Below are 24,313 nucleotides of genomic sequence, written 5' to 3' on the forward strand. Positions count from 1 at the left end.
GGATGCCACGCAGCCTCAAGAAGGGCCCGTTCGTCGATGACCACCTCCTCGCGAAGGTGGACGTGCAGAACGAGAAGGGAACCAAGCAGGTCATCAAGACCTGGTCCCGTCGTTCCACGATCATCCCGGACTTCATCGGCCACACGTTTGCGGTTCACGACGGCCGCAAGCACGTCCCCGTCTTCGTCTCCGACTCGATGGTCGGACACAAGCTCGGAGAGTTTGCACCGACCCGCACGTTCAAGGGTCACATCAAGGATGATCGGAAGGCGAAGAGGCGATGAGCAACACCGAAACCGCCAACCCGACCGCCAAGGCCGTAGCGCGCCACGTGCGCGTCACGCCGATGAAGGCGCGTCGAGTTGTGGACCTGGTCCGCGGGCGTTCGGTTGAAGACGCCCTCTCCATCCTGAAGTTCGCGCCGCAGGCCGCGAGCGAGCCGGTCGCCAAGGTGATCGCCAGCGCAGCAGCCAACGCCGAGAACAACCTCGACCTCGACCCGAGCACGCTTGTCGTTGCCACGGCGTACGTGGACGAGGGCGCGACCCTCAAGCGGTTCCAGCCGCGTGCACAGGGACGTGCGTTCCGTATCCGTAAGCGGACGAGCCACATCACCGTGATCGTGGAGAGCCTGCCGAAGACCGGAACATCGACCCGTAATCGCCGGAAGGGAAGTGCTCAGTAGTGGGCCAGAAAATCAACCCGCACGGCTTCCGACTCGGCATCACCACCGACTGGAAGTCCCGCTGGTACGCAGACAAGCAGTACGCGGAGTACGTCAAGGAAGACGTCGCCATCCGTAAGCTCCTCGCCACCGGCATGGAGCGCGCGGGCATCGCGAAGGTCGAGATCGAGCGCACCCGTGACCGAGTGCGTGTGGATATCCACACCGCGCGTCCGGGCATCGTGATCGGCCGCCGCGGCGCCGAGGCCGACCGCATCCGTTCCGAACTCGAGAAGCTGTCCGGCAAGCAGGTCCAGCTGAACATCCTCGAGGTCAAGAACGCCGAAGCCGAGGCTCAGCTCGTCGCCCAGGGTGTCGCCGAGCAGCTCTCGAACCGCGTCGCTTTCCGTCGCGCCATGCGCAAGGCCATCCAGTCGGCCATGCGTCAGCCGAACGTGAAGGGCATCCGGGTTCAGTGCTCCGGTCGTCTCGGCGGTGCCGAGATGTCCCGCTCGGAGTTCTACCGCGAAGGTCGCGTGCCGCTGCACACGCTGCGCGCCGACATCGACTACGGCCTCTACGAGGCCAAGACCACCTTCGGCCGCATCGGCGTGAAGGTCTGGATCTACAAGGGCGACATCGTCGGTGGCAAGCGTGAGCTCGCTGCCAACGTGGCTGCTCCCGCCGGCGATCGTCCGCGGCGCGAGCGTCCGAGCCGCCCCCGTCGTTCCGGTGCCACCGGCACCACCGCGACCAGCACCGAGGCCGGTCGCGCAGCGACCGCCACCGCCGATGCACCCGCTACGACTGAACAGAAGGAGGGCTGACGCATGTTGATCCCACGGCGGGTCAAGCACCGCAAGCAGCACCATCCGAGCCGTTCGGGTGCCGCCAAGGGTGGAACCCAGGTGACCTTCGGTGACTACGGCATTCAGGCTCTCGAGCCTGCCTACATCACCAACCGGCAGATCGAGTCCGCTCGTATCGCCATGACCCGGCACATCAAGCGTGGCGGCAAGATCTGGATCAACATCTTCCCGGATCGCCCCCTCACCAAGAAGCCGGCCGAGACCCGCATGGGTTCCGGTAAGGGTTCGCCCGAGTGGTGGATCGCGAACGTCAAGCCTGGTCGCGTGATGTTCGAGATGAGCTACCCCAACGAGGAGATCGCACGCGAGGCCCTGCGCCGCGCGATGCACAAGCTCCCCTGCAAGTGCCGGATCGTGACAAGGGAGGAGCAGTTCTGATGGCTACTGGAACCCCAGCCGCAGAGCTCCGCGAGCTCACCGAAGAAGAGCTGGTCACCCGGCTTCGTGAGTCGAAGGAAGAGCTGTTCAACCTTCGTTTCCAAATGGCCACCGGCCAGATGGACAACAACCGCCGGCTTCGTACCGTCCGTCACGACATCGCGCGTATCTACACCGTTCTGCGTGAGCGTGAGCTCGGGCTGGCCGTTGGTCCGGACGCAGGTGACGCGGCATGAGTGAGGAAAAAGCAGTGAGCACTACAGAGCGCGGCAGCCGCAAGGTCCGCACCGGATACGTCGTCTCCGACAAGATGGAGAAGACGATCGTGGTCGAGCTCGAAGACCGGGTCAAGCACCCGCTCTACGGCAAGATCATCCGCCGGACCAGCAAGGTCAAGGCCCACGACGAGAACGGTGTCGCCGGCGTCGGTGACCTCGTGCAGCTGATGGAGACCCGTCCGCTGTCCGCGACGAAGCACTGGCGCCTCGTCGAGGTCGTCGAGAAGGCCAAGTAAGAACCACAAGATGTATCCAGTATGATGGTGGGGTTGCCTTGCGACAGACGCACGGCAACCCCACCGTTGTGCCGCCCGTCAGGGCGGTCTCTTGCAGGGTACGGGTACGGACCGCGCACGTCGGGTCGGAAATCTGCCGTGCACGACAGAGTGATCGCCAGCCGGTCGCTCCAGTCGAAAACACCAGGTCAAGGAGAAGTAAGTGATTCAGCAGGAGTCGCGGCTGCGCGTCGCCGACAACACGGGTGCCAAGGAGATTCTCTGCATCCGCGTTCTCGGTGGTTCGTCACGCCGCTACGCCGGGATCGGTGACATCATCGTCGCTACCGTCAAGGACGCCATCCCGGGTGGAAACATCAAGAAGGGCGAGGTCGTCAAGGCCGTCATCGTCCGCACCACGAAGGAACGTCGCCGTCCGGACGGGTCGTACATCAAGTTCGACGAGAACGCCGCCGTCCTCATCAAGCCGGACAACGATCCCCGTGGCACCCGCATCTTCGGCCCCGTCGGCCGTGAGCTGCGTGAGAAGAAGTTCATGAAGATCGTCTCGCTCGCCCCGGAGGTGCTGTGATGAAGGTGCACAAGGGTGACACCGTGCTGGTCATCGCCGGCAAGGACAAGGGCGCGAAGGGCAAGGTCATTCAGGCCTACCCCGCGACCAACAAGGTCCTCGTCGAAGGCGTGAACCGCATCAAGAAGCACACCGCGGTTTCCGCGAACGAGCGCGGAGCTTCCTCCGGCGGCATCGTGACGCAGGAAGCCCCGATCCACGTTTCCAACGTCGCGGTCATCGACTCGGACGGCAACCCCACCCGCGTGGGCTACCGGACCGACGAAGAGTCCGGCAAGCGCGTTCGGATTTCCCGGAAGAACGGGAAGGACATCTGACATGACCTCCACTGAGAACAAGATCCAGCCGCGCCTGAAGACTCGCTACCGCGAAGAGATCAAGGCTGCGCTGAACAGCGAGTTCGACTACGCCAACGTGATGCAGATCCCGGGCGTCGTCAAGGTAGTCGTCAACATGGGTGTCGGCGACGCCGCCCGCGACGCCAAGCTCATCAACGGTGCCGTCAACGACCTCGCCCTGATCACCGGTCAGAAGCCCGAGATCCGCAAGGCACGCAAGTCCATCGCGCAGTTCAAGCTCCGCGAGGGCATGCCGATCGGTGCCCGCGTCACGCTTCGTGGCGACCGTATGTGGGAGTTCCTGGACCGTCTCGTGTCCGTGGCGCTTCCCCGCATCAGGGACTTCCGTGGCCTGTCGGGAACCCAGTTCGACGGCAACGGCAACTACACGTTCGGCCTGAACGAGCAGTCGATGTTCCACGAGATCGACGTGGACAAGATCGACCGCCCGCGCGGCATGGACATCACCGTGGTGACCACCGCGACCAACAACGAAGAAGGCCGTGCCCTGCTCAAGCACCTCGGCTTCCCGTTCAAGGAGAACTGAACTAATGGCTAAGAAGGCATTGGTCAACAAGGCCAACAAGAAGCCCAAGTTCGCGGTGCGCGCCTACACCCGCTGCCAGCGGTGCGGTCGTCCGCACTCGGTGTTCCGCAAGTTCGGCCTCTGCCGAATCTGCGTTCGCGAGATGGCGCACGCCGGCGAGCTGCCCGGCGTTCACAAGAGCTCCTGGTGACCCGGTGACGTCGCCGCCTCGAAGATGACGACGTCACCCACCACACACTTCCGGTTCGTAATCTCGGGCCGGGAAACGTAAGACCTACTTCGCGATAGGCCTGCGCCGGACACGGCAGAGGGAACCGTTGTGAGAAAGGTAGAGGTCAACCTCATGACCATGACCGACCCCATCGCAGACTTCTTGACACGTCTGCGCAACGCCAACACGGCGTACCACGATGAGGTGAAATTGCCCCACTCGAAGATCAAGGCGAACATCGCCGAGATCCTCAAGCGTGAGGGTTACATCGCCGACTACCGCACCGAAGACGCCGAGGTCGGCAAGACCCTCATCGTCGACCTGAAGTACGGCCCGAGCCGTGAGCGCAGCCTTGCCGGCGTGCGTCGTGTCTCGAAGCCCGGTCTGCGTGTGTACGCAAAGTCCACCAACCTGCCCAAGGTTCTGGGCGGCCTCGGCGTGGCGATCATTTCCACGTCCACCGGCCTGCTCACCGATCGCCAGGCGGCCAATCAAGGAGTGGGCGGGGAAGTCCTCGCCTACGTCTGGTAAGGGAGGCCACCACAATGTCGCGTATCGGAAAGATTCCCGTTACCGTCCCCGCCGGTGTCGACGTGTCGATCGACGGCCAGGACGTCACGGTCAAGGGGCCCAAGGGCACCCTCGGCCTCACCATCGCAGAGCCGATCGCCATCGAGAAGAACGAGGACGGCACGCTCAGCGTCACCCGTCCCGACGACGAGCGTCGTAGCCGTGCACTGCACGGTCTTTCTCGCACACTGGTGCAGAACCTGGTCACCGGTGTGACCGACGGTTACACCACCAAGATGGAGATCCACGGCGTCGGTTACCGCGTTGCTCTCAAGGGCAAGGACCTCGAGTTCGCGCTCGGCTACAGCCATCCGGTCCCGATCGAGGCTCCGGAAGGCATCACCTTCGCGGTCGAGTCGCCCACCAAGTTCTCCGTGTCGGGCATCGACAAGCAGAAGGTCGGGCAGATCTCGGCCAACATCCGTCGTCTCCGTCGTCCGGACCCGTACAAGGGCAAGGGCGTGCGTTACGAGGGTGAGCAGATCCGCCGCAAGGTCGGAAAGACGGGTAAGTGATATGAGCCAGACTGCAAACCAGAAAGCCAAGCGGATTCCGCTCGGCAAGGATGCGTCCACGAAGCGTCGCCTGTCGAAGGTGCGTCGTCACTTCCGTCTCCGCAAGAAGGTGTCCGGCACGCCCGAGCGTCCCCGCTTGGTCGTCAACCGGTCCTCGCGCCACATCCACGTCCAGCTAGTGGACGACCTCGCGGGCCACACGCTGGCCGCGGCGTCGACCACCGAGGCCGACTTGCGCGCTGCGGACGGCGACAAGAAGACCCTCAGCGCGAAGGTCGGTCAGCTGATCGCCGAGCGCGCGAAGGCTGCCGGAGTCGAGGCTGTCGTCTTCGACCACGGCGGACACGGCTACCACGGTCGTATCGCGGCCCTGGCAGACGCAGCCCGCGAAGGCGGGTTGAAGTTCTGATGACCAACATTTCGAACGGAAGGACAGCCTGATGCCGGGACGTCAGAGGCGTGACGGCGGAAGCGGACCCGCCGGACAGAATGGCCCCAACACGGGGGACAACCGCGGCGGCGGCGACCGTCGTGGTGGCGGTCGCGACGATCGTCGCGGCGGACAGTCGGCCGAGAAGTCGAACCACATCGAGCGCGTCGTCACGATCAACCGCGTGTCGAAGGTCGTCAAGGGTGGTCGTCGCTTCAGCTTCACCGCTCTGGTGATCGTGGGCGACGGCAACGGACTGGTCGGCGTCGGCTACGGCAAGGCCAAGGAAGTTCCCGCGGCCATCCAGAAGGGTGTCGAGGAGGCTCGTAAGAGCTTCTTCCGCGTTCCGATGATCGGCGGCACCATCACGCACCCCATCCAGGGTGAAGCCGCTGCCGGCATCGTCATGCTGCGTCCGGCGAGCGCCGGTACCGGTGTCATCGCCGGCGGCGCGGTGCGCGCCGTGCTGGAGTGCGCGGGTATCCACGACATCCTGTCGAAGTCGCTCGGTAGCGACAACGCCATCAACGTCGTGCATGCGACCGTTGCTGCGCTCAAGGGTCTGCAGCGCCCCGAGGAAGTTGCGGCTCGCCGCGGTCTCGCCCTCGAGGATGTGGCCCCTGCCGGCATGCTGCGTGCGCGTGCACAGGCTGGGAGCGTGAAGTAATGGCCGAACTCAAGGTCACTCAGATCAAGAGCACCATCGGTACAAAGCAGAACCAGCGGAACTCTCTGCGCACCCTCGGTCTGAAGGGCATCCGGCAGACGGTTGTCCGCGAGGACAATGCGCAGAACCGCGGTCTGATCAACGTGGTGCGCCACCTCGTCACAGTTGAGGAGGTCTAACCATGACCATCAAACTGCATCACCTGCGCCCCGCGCCCGGTTCCAAGTCCGCCAAGATCCGTGTCGGTCGAGGCGAGGGCGGCAAGCGCGGTAAGACTGCGGGTCGCGGCACCAAGGGCACCAAGGCCCGCAAGAACGTGCCCGTCGCCTTCGAGGGTGGACAGATGCCGCTGCACATGCGTCTGCCCAAGCTCAAGGGCTTCACCAACCCGTTCCGCACCGAGTACCAGGTCGTCAACGTCGGCGACATCGCCCGTCTGTTCCCCGAAGGTGGACAGGTCACGGTCGAGGACCTCGTTGCCAAGGGTGCCGTTCGCAAGAACCAGCTCGTCAAGGTTCTCGGCGACGGCGACCTGACTGTCGCTGTCCAGGTGACGGTCGACAAGTTCACCGGCTCCGCCAAGGAGAAGATCGCTGCTGCCGGTGGTACCGCCACCGAGCTGTGAGCAATCACCGCTAGCCAGTAGATGGCCGCAGTACAGCTTCGCGCTGTACTGCGGCCATTCGCGGCTGTGCACCGGGGTGGGCCAGGTCTCCCAACTGCACGTTCAGTCGCCACTGTTAGAGTTCTAGAGTTCATTCACGGACACAGTCCTCAGTGACTCGTCCACCCACCGTCGTGCCAGGAGGATCTTTGCTTTCCGCCTTCGTCTCGGCCCTCAGGACCCCGGACCTGAGGCGGAAGATCCTCATCGCTCTCGGTCTCGTTGCGCTCTACCGCATCGGCGCCGTGCTGCCCTCACCCGGCGTCGACTACGCCAACGTCCGCGCCTGTGTCGACCAGTTGTCGGGCGGCGATTCCGCCGGTATCTATTCGCTGATCAACCTGTTCTCCGGTGGAGCCTTGCTCCAGCTTTCGGTGTTCGCGATCGGCATCATGCCCTACATCACGGCAAGCATCATCGTTCAGCTGTTGACGGTCGTCATTCCGAAGTTCGAGCAACTTCGGAAGGAAGGCCAGTCCGGCCAGGCGAAGATGACGCAGTACACCCGGTACCTGTCCATCGCGCTGGCGATTCTGCAGGCCACCGGCATCGTGGCGCTCGCATCGCGCGGACAGTTGTTGCAGGGCTGTCAGGAAGAGATCATCGCCGACAAGAGCATTTTCGGGCTCGTCATCATCGTCCTCGTGATGACGGCGGGCGCCGCGCTCGTCATGTGGTTCGGTGAGATCATCACCGAACGCGGTGTCGGTAACGGTTTCTCGCTGCTGATCTTCGCGGGTATCGCATCCCGGCTGCCGTCCGAGGGCAAGGCCATCCTCGACAGCCGCGGCGGGCTGATCTTCGCGATCATCTGTGTCGCCGCTCTGGCCATCATCGCCGGCGTCGTCTTCGTCGAGCAGGGCCAGCGCCGTATCCCCGTTCAGTACGCCAAGCGCATGGTCGGACGCAAAATGTATGGCGGTTCGTCCACCTACCTGCCGCTGAAGGTCAACCAGGCCGGCATCATCCCGGTGATCTTCGCTTCGTCTCTGCTGTATCTGCCCAACCTCATCGCGCAGCTCACCGGGGCGACGTCGGCTGCCGACCCCAGCTGGTGGCAGCGGATCATCAACGAGTATCTGGTGAACCCGAACAATCCGGTATACATCACCATCTATTTCGCGCTGATCGTGTTCTTCGTATTCTTCTACGTCGCGATCACGTTCAATCCGGAAGAGCGCGCCGACGAGATGAAGAAGTTCGGTGGCTTCATTCCCGGCATCCGTCCGGGCCGTCCCACCGCCGACTACCTCAACTACGTGCTCAACCGCATCACGGTCCCTGGGTCCATCTACCTGGGCCTGATCGCAGTGTTGCCCCACTTCTTCCTGTCCGGGAGCCAGACCACCAGCAGCATCTTCGGTGGCGCGGCGGTGCTGATCCTCGTCAGCGTCGCCCTGGACACGGTCAAGCAGATCGAAAGTCAATTGATGCAACGTAACTACGAAGGGTTCCTCAAGTGAGACTTGTCCTCCTTGGTCCTCCCGGTGCAGGCAAGGGCACCCAGGCCGCGATTCTGTCCGAGAAGCTCGGTGTCCCGCACATTTCCACCGGCGACCTGTTCCGGGCGAACATCGGCCAGGAGACACCGCTCGGGCTCGAGGCGAAGAAGTACCTCGACGCCGGGAATCTCGTTCCCAGCGAAATCACCAACAACATGGTGAAGGCGCGCGTCGCGGAGCCGGATGCCGCCAACGGTTTCCTTCTCGACGGGTTCCCGCGCACGGTCGATCAGGCGCAGGCACTCGAGGCGATCCTGGCCGATCTGAACACCAAGCTCGACGGCGTTCTCTCGTTCGTGGCGGACGAGGACATCGTCGTGGAGCGGATGTTGGCGCGTGGTCGCGCCGATGACAAGGAAGATGTCATCCGCAACCGGCTCCGGGTGTACCGCGAGGAGACGGCACCGTTGCTCGACTACTACAAGAACGATCTGCTGACCGTCGACGCGTTGGGTGAGGTCGACGAGGTCAACTCGCGCGCACTGGCAGCGTTGGGCAAGTAAGTGGGTTTCGGGCGTAAGCGCAAAGTCGTTCCCTTCCGGACTGCCGGCGAGCTCGATGCGATGGCGGCCGCGGGAGCCATCGTCGGTGCAGCCCTGGTGGCGGTGCGCGATGCGGCTAAGCCTGGTGTGAGCACGCTCGAACTGGACGAGGTCGCTGAATCGGTGATCCGCGACGCGGGGGCCGTTCCCTCGTTCAAGGGCTACCACGGATTCACCGGATCGATTTGCTCGTCCGTCAATGATCGCGTCGTACACGGGATTCCCTCGGCGGAGGACATCCTCGCCGAGGGAGACCTCGTCTCGATCGACTGCGGTGCGATCCTCGACGGGTGGCACGGCGACTCCGCCTGGACGTTCGGTGTCGGCGAGCTGATCGAGGCCGATCAGCATCTGAGCGAAGCCACGCGGCTGTCGATGGAGGCGGGAATTGCGGCGATGCTGCCGGGGAACCGTCTCACCGACATCTCCCATGCGATCGAGCTCGGAACTCGCGCGGCGGAAGCGAAACACGACCGGAAGTACGGCATCGTCGACGGCTACGGCGGGCACGGTATCGGCCGGGAAATGCACATGGAACCGTTCCTCGCCAACGAGGGTGCCCCGGGTAAAGGGCCCGAGCTGGTGATCGGATCGGTGCTGGCCATCGAGCCGATGCTGACGCTCGGCACTACCGATACCGTTGTCCTGGAGGACGACTGGACCGTGGTCACTGCCGACGGCACCCGTGCCGCCCACTGGGAGCACACCGTGGCCGTCACCGAGGACGGTCCGCGGATTCTCACCGTGCGCCCGGAGTGACCGCGCGCCTACACGTCGATCAGCAGCGTGACCGGACCGTCGTTGACGAGGTCTATCTGCATATGCTGGCCGAACGCGCCGGTATCGACTGTCGCGCCCAGCTGTCGTAGAGAATTCGTGAAGGACTCCACCAAGGGTTCCGCCACGGGACGCGGCGCGGCGGCGGACCACGAAGGGCGTCGTCCTCGCCGCGTGTCGGCCATCAGCGTGAACTGACTCGCGACGAGTATCGGGGCATCGAGGTCGGCAGCTGACTGCTCGTTCTCCAGGATTCGCATCGTCCACACCTTCTTCGCGAGGAGCGAGGCCTTCGCTGCGTCGTCCGTGTGGGTGACACCGACGAGAACGAGAAGTCCGTGGCCGGCAGGTGGGGGAGTGATTCGGCCGACCACGACGCCGTCGACCCGGACGGATGCGGCCGACACTCTCTGCACCAGCGCGCGCAACCGCAACACCATCCTTCGACTCGCCGACCGCATTTGGCCTGGTGAGCAATCTCGCGTAGCATGGATCAGCGGTGCGCTATGCGTGCCGGTTGTTTGCGTGCCCAGTGCCGGTTTCGATCCGGATTGTTCATGTTTTCGGCCGGTGAAGAGGCCATTGGGCGCCACGGTAACGGAAACAGATGCAAGAAGCACGTCAAACAACATGGATCGCGGAGGATATGGCTAAGAAAGACGGGGCCATCGAGGTCGAGGGACGAGTAGTCGAGCCGCTGCCCAATGCGATGTTCCGCATTGAGCTCGAGAACGGCCACAAGGTTCTCGCCCACATCAGCGGAAAGATGCGTCAGCACTACATTCGCATCCTCCCGGAAGATCGCGTAGTCGTAGAGCTCTCGCCCTACGACCTGTCGCGCGGACGCATCGTTTACCGGTACAAGTAAAAAGCTTCCCCGCTCTGACCAGGTCGGGGAGAAGTACGTCCGCCGCGGAACTGCGTAGTGGGCTGCCACAAAACAGGAGATCAGAAGACGTGAAGGTTCAGCCGAGCGTCAAGAAGATCTGCGAAAAGTGCAAGGTGATCCGTCGTAACGGCCGGGTCATGGTGATCTGCGAGAACCTGCGTCACAAGCAGCGTCAGGGCTAGATCTCTGCTTTTCGAGGATCTGCTTGGCAACAAGCAAAGATGACCTCCCAGCACCAGCCAGTACTTCCGGCCACCGGGTTCACCACCCACGGCAGGTACTGGTCCACCCCCGGCCCGGAGGCCGGGGCCCCACTGAGTTAGTTGAGACGCCTTCGGTCGCGAGACCGCCGGAGTTTGAAGAGGCACAGGGGATGGACTGGGAGCAGACCTCCGCTCACCGATAGGAAATGCCACATGGCACGTCTAGCAGGTGTCGATCTGCCCCGCGAAAAGCGGATGGAGATCGCACTCACCTACATCTACGGCATCGGCCGTACCCGCTCCAAGGAGATCCTGGGCGCCACCGGCGTCAACCCGGATCTGCGGAGCAAGGATCTCTCGGACGAGGATCTGGCCAAGCTCCGCGAGTACATCGAGGAGTCGCTCAAGGTCGAGGGTGACCTTCGCCGCGAGGTCCAGGCCGACATCCGTCGCAAGATCGAGATCGGTGCCTACCAGGGGCTGCGCCACCGCCGTGGCTTGCCCGTGCGTGGTCAGCGCACCAAGACCAACGCCCGCACCCGTAAGGGCCCCAAGCGCACCATTGCCGGCAAGAAGAAGGCGAAGTAATGCCCCCCAAGTCACGTAGCACCGGTCCGAAGAAGACCCAGAAGACGCGTCGCAGGGACAAGAAGAACGTCCCGCACGGTGCCGCTCACATCAAGAGCACCTTCAACAACACCATCGTGTCCATCACGGACCCCGCCGGAAACGTCATTTCCTGGGCGTCCTCGGGACACGTCGGCTTCAAGGGATCGCGTAAGTCGACCCCGTTCGCCGCTCAGCTCGCTGCGGAGAACGCAGCTCGCAAGGCGCAGGAGCACGGTGTCAAGAAGGTCGACGTCTTCGTCAAGGGCCCCGGCTCCGGCCGCGAGACCGCGATCCGCTCGCTTCAGGCTGCAGGCCTCGAGGTCGGCACCATCTCCGATGTCACCCCCCAGCCCCACAACGGCTGCCGTCCGCCCAAGCGGCGTCGGGTCTAGCGGGAAGGATAGGTAGAAAAAAATGGCACGTTATACCGGACCCATCACCCGCAAGTCGCGTCGTCTGCGCGTCGACCTCGTCGGAGGCGACCAGGCGTTCGAGCGTCGTCCCTACCCGCCGGGCCAGCACGGCCGCGCGCGGATCAAGGAGAGCGAGTACCTGCTCCAGCTGCAGGAGAAGCAGAAGGCTCGCTTCACCTACGGCGTCATGGAGAAGCAGTTCCGCCTGTACTACAAGGAGGCGAACAACCGCCCCGGTAAGACCGGTGAGAACCTGCTCCGCATTCTGGAGTCGCGTCTCGACAACGTCGTGTACCGCGCCGGACTGGCTCGCACCCGCCGTCAGGCACGTCAGCTGGTCACGCATGGTCACCTCCTTGTGAACAACAAGAAGGTCGACATCCCCAGCTACCGCGTCTCGCAATACGACATCATCGATGTCAAGGAGAAGTCGCTGTCCACGCTTCCCTTCCAGGTTGCGCGTGAGACCCAGGGCGATCGCCCGATCCCGGGTTGGCTGCAGGTTGTCGGTGGACGTCTCCGGGTTCTGGTTCACCAGCTTCCCGAGCGCGCGCAGATCGATGTCCCGCTCCAGGAACAGCTGATCGTCGAGTACTACTCGAAGTAAGGCCTCCGGCCCGTGCGCCTTTCCGGTAGTTCCCACTACCGGAAAGGCGCACGGGTACGAAGTGCCTTTCCCATCGTGGGCGTCAAATAGCGGACGCCCGTACAGGAGGAAATCCAATGCTCATTTCTCAGCGACCCACGCTGACCGAAGAGGTCATCGCTGACAACCGCTCGAAGTTCGTCATCGAGCCCCTCGAGCCAGGCTTCGGGTACACCCTCGGCAATTCGCTCCGCCGCACGCTGCTCTCGTCGATCCCCGGCGCTGCTGTCACCAGCATCCGCATCGACGGCGTTCTGCACGAGTTCACCACGGTCCCGGGTGTGAAGGAAGACGTCACCGACATCATCCTGAACCTCAAGGGCCTCGTCGTGAGCTCCGAAGAGGACGAGCCGGTCACCATGTACGTCCGCAAGCAGGGCCCCGGCGCTGTGACCGCAGGCGACATCGTGCCCCCGGCCGGCGTCACCGTGAACAACCCGGATCTGCACATCGCCACCCTGAACGACAAGGGAAAGCTGGAGATCGAGCTCGTCGTCGAGCGCGGTCGTGGCTACGTCCCCGCCGTCCAGAACAAGGCGTCCGGCGCCGAGATCGGCCGAATCCCGGTCGACTCGATCTACTCGCCGGTGCTCAAGGTCACCTACAAGGTGGAGGCCACCCGCGTCGAGCAGCGGACCGACTTCGATCGGCTCGTACTCGATGTGGAAACCAAGAACTCCATCACCGCTCGGGACGCGCTCGCTTCTGCGGGCAAGACCCTGGTTGAGCTCTTCGGCCTGGCCCGTGAGCTGAACGTCGAAGCAGAAGGCATCGAGATCGGACCCTCGCCCGCCGAGGCCGATCACATCGCTTCCTTCGGACTGCCCATCGAGGACCTGGACCTCACCGTCCGTTCCTACAACTGCCTCAAGCGCGAAGGTGTTCACACCGTCGGTGAGCTTGTCGGCCGTACCGAGTCCGATCTGCTCGACATCCGCAACTTCGGACAGAAGTCCATCGACGAGGTGAAGGTCAAGCTGCATTCGCTGGGCCTGTCCCTCAAGGACAGCCCTGCGTCCTTCGATCCCACCACCGTTGCCGGTTACGACGCCGCCACCGGAACGTGGAGTGACACGGATGCCGGTTCCTTCGGCGATGCCGACGGTACCGAGGACTACGCCGAGACCGAACAGCTGTAGCCGCTTCCGGTCCTTTACTAGGAGATCATCATGCCCAAGCCCAAGAAGGGTGCCCGCTTCGGCGGGTCGGCTTCGCACCAGAAGGCGATTTTCGCCAATCTGGCTACCGCGCTCTTCGAGCACGGTCGCATCACCACCACCGAGTCCAAGGCGAAGGCCCTGCGGCCGTACGCCGAGAAGCTCGTGACACACGCCAAGGCCGGAACCCTGGCTCACCGTCGCGAGGTTCTCAAGGTCATCCGCAACAAGGATGTCGTGCACACCTTGTTCGCTGAGATCGGCCCGTTCTACGCGGACCGTGACGGTGGTTACACCCGCATCATCAAGACGGTTCCCCGTAAGGGTGACAACGCTCCGATGGCAATCATCGAGCTCGTCAAGGAAAAGACCGTCACCTCTGAGGCCGACCGCGCACGTCGCGTGAAGGCGTCGAAGGATGCTCCGGCCGCGGCGCCCGCCTCGGACGAGAACGTCGTCGGGGCCGTCGAGGCCGAGGCAACTGCCGCCGAGGTCGCGAACGCTGACGCCGTCGTCGATGCCATCGAAGATGAGTCTGCCACCGCCGCAGATGCGACAGAGGCCGACGAGGCCAAGAAGGACTAGTCCACTTGGTTTCGGCACACGCTGAATCGAACGAGCCCGTCACCCCCACTCGGGGCGACGGGCTCGTTCGATTGCGGCTGGACATCGCCTACGACGGAACCGAATTCTCCGGGTGGGCCCGCCAGAACGGGCTGCGCACGGTGTGCGGGGAAATCGAGGAAAAACTCGGCGCCGTCCTGCGTACCCCTCTGCAACTCACGGTGGCGGGTCGCACCGACGCAGGCGTCCACGCGACCGGTCAGGTCGCTCACGTCGACGTTCCCGCAGCGATGCTGCCTGACGACCCGTCCCGGCTCGTCCGCAGACTCGCCCGCTTCCTTCCCAAAGACGTACGGATTACCCGCATCTCACGGGCGCCGGAAGACTTCGACGCGCGGTTCTCCGCGATGCGCCGGCACTACGAATACCGCCTGACCACGGCGGTCTACGGTGCGGATCCGCTGCGCGCCCGCGATATCGTGTCGTATCCGAAGGTGCTCGACCTCGGAGCGATACGTTCGGCGTCAGCCGAACTGGTGGGGCTTCACGACTTCGCCGCGTTCTGCAAGCGTCGAGAAGGGGCCACCACGGTCCGCGATCTGCAACGCTTCGACTGGGAACGGGACGGGGACGTGTACACCGCATTCGTCAGCGCCGATGCGTTCTGCTGGTCGATGGTCCGCAGCCTCGTCGGGGCGGTACTCGCTGTGGGGGAGGGCCGCCGCGACCTCGAATGGGTCGACGAGTTGCTGCGGGAGCGCTCGAGGTCGAGTTCGATCCTGGTGGCACCAGCGCACGGTCTGTCGCTGGTCCGGGTCGACTATCCTGACGACGCCGATCTTGCGGCGCGCAATGAGATCACCCGGGACGTGCGCACCCTCCCGGAAGGGTGCTGTGGCGACTGACTGACGTCGGCGAACCCGCGCCCGCCGGATGCATCCGGGCTGTGCAACAATCCGCAACATGCCATCAGAATCTCGTGTTCGATGCGAGGATGCGCACAGTCGGTCATCCAGGGTCGGTGTCGCTACCCCTAAGGGGCCGTTCGAGTTGCGAGTCGACGCGAACGTCGACGTCGATCAGTCGGCCACACCGTGGCTCCCTGCGCTGTCGGCTGTCGCGATGCGGCTTCATTCCGATCTGATCTTCTCGGATCCAGTCGATGCTCTCGCGTTGTCGAATGTCTCGCGTGCACAGCGTGTTCTGCGCGAGTGGTACCCGAGACGGTATTCGTCGGTGAGAGTGGAGGCAGACGAGGTATCCGGGCCGCCCGCCGGTTCGCAGCGGGGAGTGGGCTGCTTCTTCAGCGGAGGTGTCGACTCCTTCCACTCGGCAATCGCAGCAGATGAACGCATTACGCACCTGATCTTCGTTCACGGATTCGACATCAAGCTTTCCGACGGCGAGTTGGCGGCGCAGGCCGAGGCGGGGGCCCGTAGCGCGGCGGACGCGCTGGGTAAGACGCTCGTCGTCGTCAAAACAAACCTCAGGGATCTTTCGGACAAGGCGCGGTGTCTGTGGGGCACCGACTATCACGGAGCAGCACTGGCGTCCGTGGCACACACGTTGTCGGATCACATCCACACGGCGCTCATTCCCTCCTCCTTCCAAGAGGCGGATCTACATCCCTGGGGCACACATCCGGAACTCGACCCGTTGTGGTCGAGTAGCGCGGTGAGGTTGGAGCACTATGGCACGTCGCTGACGCGGACGGAGAAGATCGCTCTGCTCGCGCGGAACGAGATCGCGATGGACAACTTGAGGGTCTGCTGGAAGAACCGGGACGGCAAGTTCAACTGTGGTCGGTGTGAAAAGTGCGTTCGCACGATGATCAGCCTTCGTGCCGTGGACGGTGAATGCCGCACTCTCCCGCACAGTGTGACACCGGAGGCAGTGAACCGTATGTCTCTCCGTGGCACCGGCACGCTCTTCGCCCAGGAAAACCTGAACGCGTTGCGGGCTGCGCGCGTCCGGGACAGAGAACTGGAGACGGCGCTCGAGCGCGCCATTCGGCGAGGGCGTACGCGGGACAAGATCTTCGGTGGAGTTGCCCGACGCTGGCTGGGGATGGCGAAGAACTAGGGGAGGCGGCTTCGCCGAGGCAGTCGCTCTTATACCGGCGGGTATCGCGACGGTGCAGTAACGTGCAGGATGCCCCGAGGAAGTTCCCGGCCGTGAGGATTTCATGAACGACCCTTTGGACGATCTTCAACAAGCAACCATCGATGCGCTCGCCCCCAGTGTCCAGCACGGACAGTCGGTCGCTCTCCTCGACTATCCAGCGCATTTCAACGCGGGTGATCTTCTGATCTACCAGGGAACGCTCAGCTATCTGGCCAGGCTGGGTGCAAGCGTCGACTATGTCTGCGCCCTGCACACCTATGACAAGGAGGTTCTGTCCGCGTGTGTCCCCGATGGGCCGTTGCTGTTGAACGGCGGCGGAAACTTCGGCGATAGGTGGTTCGCCTACCAACGCTTCCGTGAGCGAGTCATTGCGGAGCACCCGGAACGAAAGATCGTTCAGTTACCACAGACAATAGAGTTTCGCGACGACGCGGCGCTGGCTCGAGCACAGCGAATCTACTCGCAGCACCCCGATCTCACATTGCTGATGCGTGACCGGGACGGCTACGAACTTGCCCGCGAACTCTTTCCGGAGAACACCGTCGTCTACTGTGCCGATGCAGCACTGGGAGTCGGGAGGATCGTGCCTACCGCCGATCCCACGCACGATTTCGTGCTCCTCAAACGTCGCGACGCCGAATCCGTTCAGTCCCCCAAGAATCTTCCTGCCTCGCTCGCATCGGCGTACCAGACGGATTGGCATGTGAGCGCCGCCGACAACGCCCAGTGGTGGCCGGTTACGCTCGGGCTTCTGCTGCTGAACAAAATGCCCGGTGTCCGGTCTCGCGTGTACCCACTGACGCGCCGTGCCTTCGACTGGCAAGCGGACATGGTGGTCAACAACGCCGTGGAGATTTTGTCGCAAGGGCGGCTCGTGGTCACCGACCGGCTGCACGCGGGATTTTTCGCGGTACTGATGGGCAAACCCGTCGTATTGGTCGACAATGCCAACAAGAAGGTGTCCAAAATCTATGACGACTATCTGAGCGATTTCCCGAACACCTACCTGGCCGAAGATTTCGATCACGCGGCCGAACTCGCCGGGCACGTCGTTTCCTGACATGAGCGCACCCGTGCCCGTCCGGATCGAAGTCATCATCGGGTCGACCAGGGTAGGGCGCGTTGCCCCCGTCGTGGCGGACTGGTTCACCGAACGCGCCCGCGCCTATCCCCGGGTCGAGCTGGGCATCATCGACTTGCTCGAAACCCCTTTACCCCAAGACCTCAGCGATTCACCAGTCACCGACGCATTTCGGGCACGTGTGGGTCGCGCGGACGGATTCGTGGCCGTCACTTCCGAATACAACCATGGCTACCCGGCCGCTTTGAAGACTGCCTTCGACAGCGTGAAACACGAGTGGCGAGCGAAGCCCATCGGCTTCGTGTCGTACGGCGGGTTGTCGGGCGGATTGCGTGCGACCGAGCAACTGCGTCAGGTCGTTGCGGAGCTACATATGGTGTCGGTGCGTCAGAGCGTGAGCTTTCACCAAGTGCGCAAGAAGTTCGACAACCAGGGTCGCACCACTGACTCCGCTGCGGTCGACTCGGCTGATCGCATGCTTGCGCAGCTGGTGTGGTGGGCCGGCGCAGTGCGGCTGCAACGTGCGACCGAGGGCTACCCAGGTTAGTACTGGTAGGCCGGCTGGTAGTCGTCTACTCCGCGGGGGCGTCCGATGAACGCCGTTTCGGAGGAGATGGTGACCAGCATCAACTCGATACTTGTGCCGCCGGTCGACAGGAGGATCCGATCACCTCGGGCGTTCGGCTGAACAATGGAGAGGTCGGGTTCTGCGCCCGGCCACTGGCTGGGCTCGGCATAGAGGTAGAGAGCAGTGACGCCTGCACGCGGTGGCAGCGCGGCGACACCGTCGAACACCACGGTGTTGAACTTGTTGTCGGACTGCGGATGGTGCCCCGCGACGCGCAGGCGGTCGGGCGTGGCGATGGAGTCGATCAACGACGACCACGCCTCGGGCCTATCCGTATGGATGAGGACCCGGGCCCCCGTGGCGACGGCGCGGAACACGAGTTGCTGGGCGAGATAGAGCTCGCCCGCGACATACACCATGCCGACGCTCGGGCCGGCGATCCGAGCTGTGATTCCGTGACCGTAGTCGTCGGATCCGATCAGCTGGCCACACCCCGCCGGCGGTAACTGCAGGCTACCCACTGCGTCGACCGGTACATCGGCCAGCGGTATCACGTCGTCCAGGTCGGACACTGCCACAGGAAGATTGGACAACAGGCTGTCCTTGTGGCGGCCCCGCATCGAGACGAGCCCAGGCAACGCGAGTGGTTCCGGCATCGTCCGGGTTGTGATCCGGCACCCGGCGCCGATCAGTACCTGCCCGTCGTTGTCGCTGGGGCGCAGGCGAATCGTCACGGTGGTACCGAGGCTGGACGGCACCCACAGCTTCGCCAGCAGATCTTTGGTGAGATAGCGGGGATCGACACCGTAGCCGGTGTTGCACACCCCCGGCAACGGAGCGTGCTTCCACGTCTGCGTGACCGTCTTCGGGTCGACTCCCCGACTGATCTGGAGTGCTGCGGAATCGATTTCGGGTGCGGTGAGGATGCGGGCCCGGCATCCCGCGTCGGCGAGGGCTCGAACGACGCGGCTTGCCGCGATGGTGATGACGCGAGAGGCACCTTGCTCACCGCCGCCGCGGCGCGCCACGGCCTCGGTGTTGCCGGTGGCATCGAATCGAAGAGCGACCCAGACCATCCGAGTGGCTGTGGCGGGAAGGGGGCCGACGAGGCGGTCGTAGACATCGGTGGCAGGCGTGCCTGCAGCGGCGCGATATCCGTGGCTGACAATATCGATTCCGCTGAGCGAGATGTCGTGCTGCGCCAGGCATCCGGCAAGCGCCTCGGTGGGAAGTTCGTGTGTCGACTGGAATCCGTCCCTGGTGATCTGGGTCAGGCTTCCAGCCGGTGGAAGGACCTCGACGACCGCTACCACGCTTGCGCCGTCCCAGCGAAGTCCCACCGACTGTCCCGTCGGGCCGGCGAAACTGACGGTGCGGAACGGAGCATCCTTCGACGTGGTGAGATATCGCCAGGCTGTTCGCACCCAGGACAGGCTCGACCACCCACCGATGTGTACGACCGCGAGGAGCATGAGAACGAAGGCGAGTGCGAGCGCGCCCCACCACACCACTCCGCACAATGAGGCCAGTGCCCCGGCGAAAACTCCCAGAACCTGCGCGACAACTACCTCGGTCGCGGAAACCCGATGTGCCAACGGCCAGCTTGTGATGCGCGAACGGTCCACGGTGCCTCCCCCGAATACCTGAACCCAGCAGACCCGTACCCGTCCGCCGTGACGATTGTGACCCGAACTGTACTGTGTCACCCCGAGCGCTGTGCAGCACGGGGGAGGAACAATGGCTGTAACACCCACCACTCGGTGGCAGGTCAACGGGTATCGCTTTCTGGTCAGACGGATGGAGCACGCCCTGGTTCGGCGTGATGTCCGCATGCTGCACGACCCCATGCGGTCGCAGTCGCGCGCACTCGCGGTGGGGGTGGTGGTCGCGTCGCTCGGGCTCGCTGCGTGCGCAGCGCTGGCGTTGTTCCGGCCGCAGGACAAGATCGGTGACGCGTCCATCGTCGTCGGCAAGGATTCCGGTGCGATGTTCGTGGTCATGGGGGACACGCTGCGTCCGGTGCTCAATCTGGCTTCTGCCCGGCTCATCGTCGGACAGGCCGAGAACCCGGTGATCGTCAAGGAATCGGAGATCGACACCCGGCCCCGCGGCGCGCTGGTCGGAATTCCGGGTGCGCCGTCGGCGTTGCCGCCGGGTGACGCATCGGCGAAGACGCCCTGGGCTGTGTGCGACTCGATCGGAGCCGACGGAAATCGTTCCGTCACAACCTCTGTCGTTGTCGGTGAGATGGAGACGATGGAGGGCGGCGGACGTCTCGGCCGCGACCAGGCGCTGCTCGTGTCCACGTCGGACGCTTCCTATCTGATGTACAACGGCACACGCGCGAAGATCGACCTGCAGGACCCTGCGATCACCCGCGCCCTCGGCCTCGAAGGCGCCACACCACGACCGGTGAGCCTCGGATTCGTCAACGCCGTTCCCGAAGTGCCGCCGTTGGTCGCTCCGAAGATCCCGGGAGCGGGGAGTCAGCCACGGTTTGCTCTGCGCGACAAGGTGGTCGGATCGGTGTTCCAGGTGGTGATCGGATCGGAGACCACCCACTACGTCGTGTTGCGCGACGGAATCCAGAAGATCAGTTCCGCTGTCGCGAACCTCATTTTCCTCTCGGACTCCCACGGAGACACCGAAATGTCGAGCGTCTCGCCTGACGCCACCAATCAGATTCCGTCGGTCGAGCAGATCGCGGTGTCGAGCTTCCCCGAGTCGGCACCCGAGATCGTCGACGCCGTCCGAAGTCCGGTGAGTTGCCTGTCCTGGAAACCGCTGCGCGGACAGGACGAGTCCGGAGCGAGTGGTCCGGCGGCCGAGTTGTCCCTCGACGCCGGACGTGATCTCCCCATCCCGGATGGTGCCCACGCGGTGAAGCTGGCGCAGGCGGACGGCGGCGGAAACGATGCCGACTTCGTCTACGTCGAGCCCGGTTCGGGGGGATTCGTCCAGGCGACGGGTATCGAACCCCACAGCACCCGGCGCGACAGCATGTTCTTCGTGGCCGACACGGGCGTGCGGTTCGGCATCCCCGACGCAGACGCCGCGAAAGCACTCGGGGTGAAAGCGGTGCCCCCGCTTGCTCCCTGGCAGATACTCGGACTCCTCGCACCGGGCCCCTCCCTTGCGAAGTCCTCGGCGCTCGTCGCCCACGACGGGGTCGCGCCCGACGCAGACCCGGCCGCAGTAGCTTCCGGTTCCAACTGACACACCGAACTGCACAACTCGGGCCGGCACGGATTCTTATCGGCCCGAGTTGCTTTCGGAGAACTGGTCAGTTTCGGCGTTGCGTCGCGGACTGCGACTTCCGCCTGAGTGGGAACGACGCCAGCACCCCGAGGATGAGCAGCGCAGCGAGCGTGCCGACCGCTGCCAACGCGAAGTCGCGGGGTCGATGATCGGGCTGGGCAACCGCAGGAAGGGCCTCGATCGAGACCGAACGTGCCGATCCGTCGGTTGCTGCACCGCCCGGTGGAACATCCGCAGACACGGCTGCGAGCGGATCGATGACGCCGTGACCGACGGCCGGATTCCAACCTTCCGCGGGCGCATGCGCTGTGGCCTCGATCCGCGCGACGACCTGCTGGGCCGACAGTTGAGGGAACCTGGAGCGGACGAGGGCGACGGTCGCCGAGACATAGGGGGCCGCGAAACTCGTGCCGTTGACGGGTTCCGCGCTTCCCTGAGCGCTGTACACGGTATTCGTCAGATCACCCGTCGTCGGATGCAGCGAGGTGAGGCCCGATCCTGGGGCCGCGACGTCGACCCAGGGTCCTGCAAGGCTGAATTCGCTCGCCGTACCGTCGGGTGCGACCGACCCTACGGTCAGCACGTAGTCGTCGTACCACGCCGGGCTGGCGATGGTACTCACCGAATCCCACAGGTCGGCTCCAGGCCGGAGCGGGTCGGCCGCCGGATTCTGAATTTTGCATTCCGCCGATCCGAAGTTGCCGGCCGCAGCGACCACCACGACGTTCTTCACCGTCGCCGCATACTTGACCGCTGCCCCGAGATAGCGGTCGCCGCTGCCGATTCCCTCCGCAGCAGTCTTGCAGGCGACTTCGGAGATGTTGATGACGGTGGCACCCATGTCGGCGGCGCGCCGGATAGCAGCCGCCATCGTCGCGACGTTGCCATATCCACCGACCGAGTTGCCCGCGTTGTCGACCTGATCGGTCTGCCCGGCGGGACTATAGGCACTACTCGACTGCCGGATGGCGAGTATGCGGGCGTCCGGAGCGCCGCCGGAGAAACCGGACCCGGGGACTTGTCTTGCGGCAATCAGGCCGGCGACGAGCGTTCCGTGTGCGTCACAATCCGTCGTCCCGGTCTCGGTCCCGACCAGGTCACCACCATCGACGAGGTCGGGAAGCCGCGGATGCCGCGCCACGCCGGTGTCGATGACCGCGACGGTCTGCCCGGCGCCCCGGCTGATCGGCCACACCGAACGGAAGTCGAGGTCCCGTTGAGCGAGCGGTACATCCGGTCCATCGGGCACCCGCACGGCATCTTTGCACGGTCTGCGCTTCTCTACCTTGGTGCTGTCTTTCGGCGGGACCAGTCCCACGTCGATGGGTGCGGGAACCACCGCCACGGCGTTGCCTTCGCCCAGCGACGCTGTGAGTGCCACCACCGCGGTGGCCAGAACCAGGCGACTCAGCCGGCGCGTCACAGCCCGCGCATCAGTGAATAGAGGCTGGTCACCCAGCACACCAGCGGAACGATCGACGCGATCACGGCGAGGTCGATCAACTCGGCGACGCGTCGCATGACCGGTGAGAACGTCTGACGCGGGGCGATGATCCCGAGCACGAGCCCACCCACTGCGAACAGCACCGAGGCGGCGAACAGGACGATTGCGTAGTCGGGGACAGCGACCGCCGCGGCGGTGAGCAACAGCTCGAGGATCGTCACGCCTCCGCCGATCAGCGGAACGGCCTGCTCTGCGCTGCTGTAGGTGCGTCCTCGAAACATCAGGACGGTCGCGGTCGCGACGGCGAGGCACACACCGGGCCAATAGATTTCGCCGTGCATGGTCGGCCGGGCCGCCACCAGGGCGCCGATGACCGCGAGCGTGGTCATGGCCGCGACCATTCCGGTGAGGTACCTCCGCGCACGTGTGGCGCGTTGGGCCAGGGAATCGAACGACGGCATCGTGGTCTCGTCGTCCGGATCGTCCTCGGACGGATCGACCGAGGTGCCCGGTGCAGGAACCGGCGGCAGCGGCAGCTTGGCCAGGAGTATCGACACGCGAGCCGAAAAGGCGAGCCCTATCAGAGCAGCGGCGACGACACCGGCGGAGACTGCGGACGCCGCGGTGTCGGTCGTCGCCGACACCAGCGCGGCGAGTGTGCCGAACAGGGAGGCGCCCGCCAGCGCGGTGAACAGTCTCAGCCCGACACCACCGAGTCGCAGAGCGAGGACCGCGGTAGTGCCTGCCAGCGCGAGGCCGAGGAGCAGGTGGGGGGCGGCCAATTGGCCGGGCACGAACAGCATGCCGGCGGCGAAGGCCAGCGGAACGGCGCATCCACTGAGAACGACGGAGCTCGGCGCGTCACCGTAGATGCGCCCCGTGACCGCACCGGCGACGAGGAAGAGGAGTGCTGAGGTCAGCGCGCAACCCGCACCGAGGAATCCTTCCGTCCCGGCTTCGGACCAGAGGAGCGCGAACGAGCCGATCACCGTTCCGAGGACGGCGGCGGCCGAGCCGACGACGCGTGCGGAACCGCGCGTCCATTCCCGATCCGCCTCGGCGTCGGCGATGGCTACGTTGTACATGATGTCGTCGAACAGCGGCGGCGGGGCACTGTCCTGCACGCTCTGCAAAACCAGGAGGTCGCCGTCGCGAATACCGTGCTCGTGCAACGTCAGCGTGGTCGAGAGGGGTGACTGACCGATTTTCGCGAGAACCCACTCGCTCGGTTCGTACTGCTCGAGCGAATCATCGAAGTCGTTGGCGCTGCGATGGCTGCGGATCGTGTCGACGATTCCCGGAATGAGGATGGCGAGCGGAACACCGAACGGCACCGCCATGTCGACCTGTGAATGGGTCGAGAGCACAGTGATCCGGCACAGGTCTGCGGCGGCACTCGGACGCGTGGACGGCGCGGACGCGCGCGACTCGTCATGGGCGATGGACAATACGATTCCCCCAACTCTGCGACGCACACCCCACCCTGCGTCGTTACGGCACCGATCGACGACCGGTCAGAGGCCGTCGTCCGAATTGATCACGGGAACACTACGTCAACAGCGCTGTGGCCTCCAGTGTGCGTGTGGCGAAAACACCTC

At 64.3% G+C, this 24,313-nt stretch carries 35 protein-coding genes; 31 read left to right on the forward strand and 4 right to left on the reverse strand.

From position 1 onward, the window contains the following. The first annotated feature begins 2 nt into the window (after positions 1 to 2). The 19 genes from rpsS (at position 3) to map (ending at position 9,741) form a co-directional block, all read left to right on the forward strand. Positions 3 to 284 (forward strand): 30S ribosomal protein S19, encoded by a 282-nt coding sequence (gene rpsS, locus NOF53_RS13575; RefSeq protein ID WP_003940820.1) that lies wholly within the window; start codon positions 3 to 5, stop codon positions 282 to 284. Further along, complete coding sequence (gene rplV, locus NOF53_RS13580) at positions 281 to 685, forward strand: 50S ribosomal protein L22 (protein ID WP_213577165.1); 405 nt, start codon at positions 281 to 283, stop codon at positions 683 to 685. The genes rpsS and rplV overlap by 4 nt, the downstream gene beginning before the upstream one ends. After that, a complete protein-coding gene (rpsC, locus tag NOF53_RS13585) occupies positions 685 to 1,491 on the forward strand; it encodes a 30S ribosomal protein S3 (RefSeq protein ID WP_255969079.1) in 807 nt (268 codons plus the stop codon). Before rplV ends, rpsC begins: the two co-directional genes overlap by 1 nt. Before the next feature lie 3 nt (positions 1,492 to 1,494). Then, on the forward strand, positions 1,495 to 1,911 hold the full coding sequence (gene rplP, locus NOF53_RS13590; protein ID WP_005239636.1) for a 50S ribosomal protein L16: 417 nt from the start codon (positions 1,495 to 1,497) through the stop codon (positions 1,909 to 1,911). Next, the gene (gene rpmC, locus NOF53_RS13595; RefSeq protein WP_109331597.1) at positions 1,911 to 2,147 is read left to right on the forward strand and encodes a 50S ribosomal protein L29; all 237 of its coding nucleotides are present in this window, start codon (positions 1,911 to 1,913) and stop codon (positions 2,145 to 2,147) included. Before rplP ends, rpmC begins: the two co-directional genes overlap by 1 nt. Continuing rightward, positions 2,144 to 2,425, forward strand: coding sequence for a 30S ribosomal protein S17 (rpsQ, locus tag NOF53_RS13600; protein ID WP_109331594.1), 282 nt, complete (start codon positions 2,144 to 2,146; stop codon positions 2,423 to 2,425). The genes rpmC and rpsQ overlap by 4 nt, the downstream gene beginning before the upstream one ends. Before the next feature lie 202 nt (positions 2,426 to 2,627). After that, a complete protein-coding gene (gene rplN / locus NOF53_RS13605; protein ID WP_005239639.1) occupies positions 2,628 to 2,996 on the forward strand; it encodes a 50S ribosomal protein L14 in 369 nt (122 codons plus the stop codon). Then, positions 2,996 to 3,313, forward strand: coding sequence for a 50S ribosomal protein L24 (gene rplX / locus NOF53_RS13610; RefSeq protein ID WP_109331588.1), 318 nt, complete (start codon positions 2,996 to 2,998; stop codon positions 3,311 to 3,313). The genes rplN and rplX overlap by 1 nt, the downstream gene beginning before the upstream one ends. Position 3,314: 1 nt before the next feature. Beyond that, positions 3,315 to 3,881 carry a 50S ribosomal protein L5 gene (gene rplE, locus NOF53_RS13615; RefSeq protein WP_109331587.1) on the forward strand — a complete coding sequence of 189 codons (567 nt, stop codon included), beginning with the start codon at positions 3,315 to 3,317 and terminating at the stop codon, positions 3,879 to 3,881. A 4-nt stretch (positions 3,882 to 3,885) separates the two neighbouring features. After that, positions 3,886 to 4,071: a type Z 30S ribosomal protein S14 gene (locus NOF53_RS13620; RefSeq protein ID WP_005239644.1), complete on the forward strand. Its 186-nt coding sequence runs from the start codon at positions 3,886 to 3,888 to the stop codon at positions 4,069 to 4,071. Positions 4,072 to 4,224: 153 nt separating this feature from the next. Next, positions 4,225 to 4,623, forward strand: a complete 399-nt coding sequence (gene rpsH, locus NOF53_RS13625) for a 30S ribosomal protein S8 (protein ID WP_005239657.1) — start codon at positions 4,225 to 4,227, stop codon at positions 4,621 to 4,623. Between the two features lie 14 nt (positions 4,624 to 4,637). Next, entirely contained in the window at positions 4,638 to 5,177 is a 540-nt protein-coding gene (gene rplF, locus NOF53_RS13630) for a 50S ribosomal protein L6 (protein WP_255969086.1), read from the forward strand. Between the two features lies 1 nt (position 5,178). Next, positions 5,179 to 5,586, forward strand: coding sequence for a 50S ribosomal protein L18 (gene rplR / locus NOF53_RS13635; protein ID WP_255969088.1), 408 nt, complete (start codon positions 5,179 to 5,181; stop codon positions 5,584 to 5,586). A 31-nt stretch (positions 5,587 to 5,617) separates the two neighbouring features. Further along, positions 5,618 to 6,274: a 30S ribosomal protein S5 gene (rpsE, locus tag NOF53_RS13640; protein WP_213577167.1), complete on the forward strand. Its 657-nt coding sequence runs from the start codon at positions 5,618 to 5,620 to the stop codon at positions 6,272 to 6,274. Further along, positions 6,274 to 6,453, forward strand: coding sequence for a 50S ribosomal protein L30 (gene rpmD / locus NOF53_RS13645; RefSeq protein WP_005253859.1), 180 nt, complete (start codon positions 6,274 to 6,276; stop codon positions 6,451 to 6,453). Before rpsE ends, rpmD begins: the two co-directional genes overlap by 1 nt. A 2-nt stretch (positions 6,454 to 6,455) precedes the next feature. Next, entirely contained in the window at positions 6,456 to 6,899 is a 444-nt protein-coding gene (gene rplO, locus NOF53_RS13650; protein WP_109331575.1) for a 50S ribosomal protein L15, read from the forward strand. A gap of 188 nt (positions 6,900 to 7,087) precedes the next feature. Continuing rightward, positions 7,088 to 8,401: a preprotein translocase subunit SecY gene (gene secY, locus NOF53_RS13655; RefSeq protein WP_255969092.1), complete on the forward strand. Its 1,314-nt coding sequence runs from the start codon at positions 7,088 to 7,090 to the stop codon at positions 8,399 to 8,401. After that, positions 8,398 to 8,943 (forward strand): adenylate kinase, encoded by a 546-nt coding sequence (locus tag NOF53_RS13660; RefSeq protein WP_255969094.1) that lies wholly within the window; start codon positions 8,398 to 8,400, stop codon positions 8,941 to 8,943. Before secY ends, NOF53_RS13660 begins: the two co-directional genes overlap by 4 nt. Next, a complete protein-coding gene (gene map, locus NOF53_RS13665; protein WP_255969096.1) occupies positions 8,944 to 9,741 on the forward strand; it encodes a type I methionyl aminopeptidase in 798 nt (265 codons plus the stop codon). It abuts the gene before it with no gap. Positions 9,742 to 9,749: 8 nt separating this feature from the next. Here the strand turns inward: map and dtd are convergent, their stop codons facing one another. Beyond that, the gene (dtd, locus tag NOF53_RS13670; RefSeq protein ID WP_255969469.1) at positions 9,750 to 10,187 is read right to left on the reverse strand and encodes a D-aminoacyl-tRNA deacylase; all 438 of its coding nucleotides are present in this window, start codon (positions 10,185 to 10,187) and stop codon (positions 9,750 to 9,752) included. A gap of 218 nt (positions 10,188 to 10,405) precedes the next feature. Here dtd and infA point away from each other — a divergent pair, with 218 nt between their 5' ends. The 11 genes from infA (at position 10,406) to NOF53_RS13725 (ending at position 17,992) form a co-directional block, all read left to right on the forward strand. Further along, entirely contained in the window at positions 10,406 to 10,627 is a 222-nt protein-coding gene (gene infA, locus NOF53_RS13675) for a translation initiation factor IF-1 (protein ID WP_003418601.1), read from the forward strand. Positions 10,628 to 10,716: 89 nt separating this feature from the next. Further along, a complete protein-coding gene (rpmJ, locus tag NOF53_RS13680) occupies positions 10,717 to 10,830 on the forward strand; it encodes a 50S ribosomal protein L36 (protein ID WP_003938068.1) in 114 nt (37 codons plus the stop codon). Between the two features lie 234 nt (positions 10,831 to 11,064). After that, positions 11,065 to 11,439: a 30S ribosomal protein S13 gene (rpsM, locus tag NOF53_RS13685; protein ID WP_109331568.1), complete on the forward strand. Its 375-nt coding sequence runs from the start codon at positions 11,065 to 11,067 to the stop codon at positions 11,437 to 11,439. Further along, on the forward strand, positions 11,439 to 11,852 hold the full coding sequence (gene rpsK, locus NOF53_RS13690) for a 30S ribosomal protein S11 (protein ID WP_213577171.1): 414 nt from the start codon (positions 11,439 to 11,441) through the stop codon (positions 11,850 to 11,852). Before rpsM ends, rpsK begins: the two co-directional genes overlap by 1 nt. Positions 11,853 to 11,874: 22 nt before the next feature. After that, on the forward strand, positions 11,875 to 12,480 hold the full coding sequence (gene rpsD / locus NOF53_RS13695; protein WP_005253863.1) for a 30S ribosomal protein S4: 606 nt from the start codon (positions 11,875 to 11,877) through the stop codon (positions 12,478 to 12,480). A gap of 116 nt (positions 12,481 to 12,596) precedes the next feature. Beyond that, on the forward strand, positions 12,597 to 13,658 hold the full coding sequence (locus NOF53_RS13700; protein ID WP_109331566.1) for a DNA-directed RNA polymerase subunit alpha: 1,062 nt from the start codon (positions 12,597 to 12,599) through the stop codon (positions 13,656 to 13,658). Between the two features lie 30 nt (positions 13,659 to 13,688). Continuing rightward, complete coding sequence (gene rplQ, locus NOF53_RS13705) at positions 13,689 to 14,261, forward strand: 50S ribosomal protein L17 (protein ID WP_255969103.1); 573 nt, start codon at positions 13,689 to 13,691, stop codon at positions 14,259 to 14,261. 71 nt (positions 14,262 to 14,332) lie between these two features. After that, positions 14,333 to 15,145 carry a tRNA pseudouridine(38-40) synthase TruA gene (gene truA / locus NOF53_RS13710; RefSeq protein WP_255969472.1) on the forward strand — a complete coding sequence of 271 codons (813 nt, stop codon included), beginning with the start codon at positions 14,333 to 14,335 and terminating at the stop codon, positions 15,143 to 15,145. Positions 15,146 to 15,290: 145 nt separating this feature from the next. After that, positions 15,291 to 16,322 carry an adenine nucleotide alpha hydrolase family protein gene (locus NOF53_RS13715; RefSeq protein ID WP_255969106.1) on the forward strand — a complete coding sequence of 344 codons (1,032 nt, stop codon included), beginning with the start codon at positions 15,291 to 15,293 and terminating at the stop codon, positions 16,320 to 16,322. A 103-nt stretch (positions 16,323 to 16,425) separates the two neighbouring features. Next, on the forward strand, positions 16,426 to 17,424 hold the full coding sequence (locus tag NOF53_RS13720) for a polysaccharide pyruvyl transferase family protein (protein ID WP_255969109.1): 999 nt from the start codon (positions 16,426 to 16,428) through the stop codon (positions 17,422 to 17,424). Position 17,425: 1 nt separating this feature from the next. Next, entirely contained in the window at positions 17,426 to 17,992 is a 567-nt protein-coding gene (locus NOF53_RS13725) for an NADPH-dependent FMN reductase (RefSeq protein ID WP_255969111.1), read from the forward strand. On the opposite strand, the gene eccE is transcribed toward NOF53_RS13725, so the two are convergent. Continuing rightward, positions 17,989 to 19,638 carry a type VII secretion protein EccE gene (gene eccE / locus NOF53_RS13730; protein WP_255969113.1) on the reverse strand — a complete coding sequence of 550 codons (1,650 nt, stop codon included), beginning with the start codon at positions 19,636 to 19,638 and terminating at the stop codon, positions 17,989 to 17,991. The two genes, NOF53_RS13725 and eccE, sit on opposite strands and share 4 nt — an antisense overlap. 112 nt (positions 19,639 to 19,750) lie before the next feature. Here eccE and eccB point away from each other — a divergent pair, with 112 nt between their 5' ends. Continuing rightward, complete coding sequence (gene eccB / locus NOF53_RS13735) at positions 19,751 to 21,229, forward strand: type VII secretion protein EccB (RefSeq protein ID WP_255969115.1); 1,479 nt, start codon at positions 19,751 to 19,753, stop codon at positions 21,227 to 21,229. 67 nt (positions 21,230 to 21,296) lie between these two features. Here the strand turns inward: eccB and mycP are convergent, their stop codons facing one another. Together mycP and eccD are read right to left on the reverse strand one after the other, a co-directional pair. After that, entirely contained in the window at positions 21,297 to 22,694 is a 1,398-nt protein-coding gene (mycP, locus tag NOF53_RS13740; protein ID WP_255969118.1) for a type VII secretion-associated serine protease mycosin, read from the reverse strand. Further along, positions 22,691 to 24,163, reverse strand: a complete 1,473-nt coding sequence (eccD, locus tag NOF53_RS13745) for a type VII secretion integral membrane protein EccD (protein WP_255969121.1) — start codon at positions 24,161 to 24,163, stop codon at positions 22,691 to 22,693. The genes mycP and eccD overlap by 4 nt, the downstream gene beginning before the upstream one ends. Positions 24,164 to 24,313 lie beyond the last annotated feature (150 nt).

The sequence above is a fragment of the Rhodococcus tibetensis genome, from assembly GCF_024438035.1.
GTDB classification, from domain to species: Bacteria; Actinomycetota; Actinomycetes; order Mycobacteriales; family Mycobacteriaceae; genus Rhodococcus_F; species Rhodococcus_F tibetensis.

Excerpts from the sequence above, each read along its gene's own strand:
- rpsS (WP_003940820.1), top strand. The coding sequence starts at position 3 with ATGCCACGCAGCCTCAAGAAGGGCCCGTTCGTCGATGACCACCTCCTC.
- rplV (WP_213577165.1), top strand. The coding sequence starts at position 281 with ATGAGCAACACCGAAACCGCCAACCCGACCGCCAAGGCCGTAGCGCGC.
- rplP (WP_005239636.1), top strand. The coding sequence starts at position 1,495 with ATGTTGATCCCACGGCGGGTCAAGCACCGCAAGCAGCACCATCCGAGC.
- rpmC (WP_109331597.1), top strand. The coding sequence starts at position 1,911 with ATGGCTACTGGAACCCCAGCCGCAGAGCTCCGCGAGCTCACCGAAGAA.
- rpsQ (WP_109331594.1), top strand. The coding sequence starts at position 2,144 with ATGAGTGAGGAAAAAGCAGTGAGCACTACAGAGCGCGGCAGCCGCAAG.
- rplX (WP_109331588.1), top strand. The coding sequence starts at position 2,996 with ATGAAGGTGCACAAGGGTGACACCGTGCTGGTCATCGCCGGCAAGGAC.
- rplE (WP_109331587.1), top strand. The coding sequence starts at position 3,315 with ATGACCTCCACTGAGAACAAGATCCAGCCGCGCCTGAAGACTCGCTAC.
- NOF53_RS13620 (WP_005239644.1), top strand. The coding sequence starts at position 3,886 with ATGGCTAAGAAGGCATTGGTCAACAAGGCCAACAAGAAGCCCAAGTTC.
- rpsH (WP_005239657.1), top strand. The coding sequence starts at position 4,225 with ATGACCATGACCGACCCCATCGCAGACTTCTTGACACGTCTGCGCAAC.
- rplF (WP_255969086.1), top strand. The coding sequence starts at position 4,638 with ATGTCGCGTATCGGAAAGATTCCCGTTACCGTCCCCGCCGGTGTCGAC.
- rplR (WP_255969088.1), top strand. The coding sequence starts at position 5,179 with ATGAGCCAGACTGCAAACCAGAAAGCCAAGCGGATTCCGCTCGGCAAG.
- rpsE (WP_213577167.1), top strand. The coding sequence starts at position 5,618 with ATGCCGGGACGTCAGAGGCGTGACGGCGGAAGCGGACCCGCCGGACAG.
- rpmD (WP_005253859.1), top strand. The coding sequence starts at position 6,274 with ATGGCCGAACTCAAGGTCACTCAGATCAAGAGCACCATCGGTACAAAG.
- rplO (WP_109331575.1), top strand. The coding sequence starts at position 6,456 with ATGACCATCAAACTGCATCACCTGCGCCCCGCGCCCGGTTCCAAGTCC.
- infA (WP_003418601.1), top strand. The coding sequence starts at position 10,406 with ATGGCTAAGAAAGACGGGGCCATCGAGGTCGAGGGACGAGTAGTCGAG.
- rpsM (WP_109331568.1), top strand. The coding sequence starts at position 11,065 with ATGGCACGTCTAGCAGGTGTCGATCTGCCCCGCGAAAAGCGGATGGAG.
- rpsK (WP_213577171.1), top strand. The coding sequence starts at position 11,439 with ATGCCCCCCAAGTCACGTAGCACCGGTCCGAAGAAGACCCAGAAGACG.
- rpsD (WP_005253863.1), top strand. The coding sequence starts at position 11,875 with ATGGCACGTTATACCGGACCCATCACCCGCAAGTCGCGTCGTCTGCGC.
- NOF53_RS13700 (WP_109331566.1), top strand. The coding sequence starts at position 12,597 with ATGCTCATTTCTCAGCGACCCACGCTGACCGAAGAGGTCATCGCTGAC.
- rplQ (WP_255969103.1), top strand. The coding sequence starts at position 13,689 with ATGCCCAAGCCCAAGAAGGGTGCCCGCTTCGGCGGGTCGGCTTCGCAC.
- NOF53_RS13720 (WP_255969109.1), top strand. The coding sequence starts at position 16,426 with ATGAACGACCCTTTGGACGATCTTCAACAAGCAACCATCGATGCGCTC.
- NOF53_RS13725 (WP_255969111.1), top strand. The coding sequence starts at position 17,426 with ATGAGCGCACCCGTGCCCGTCCGGATCGAAGTCATCATCGGGTCGACC.
- eccB (WP_255969115.1), top strand. The coding sequence starts at position 19,751 with ATGGCTGTAACACCCACCACTCGGTGGCAGGTCAACGGGTATCGCTTT.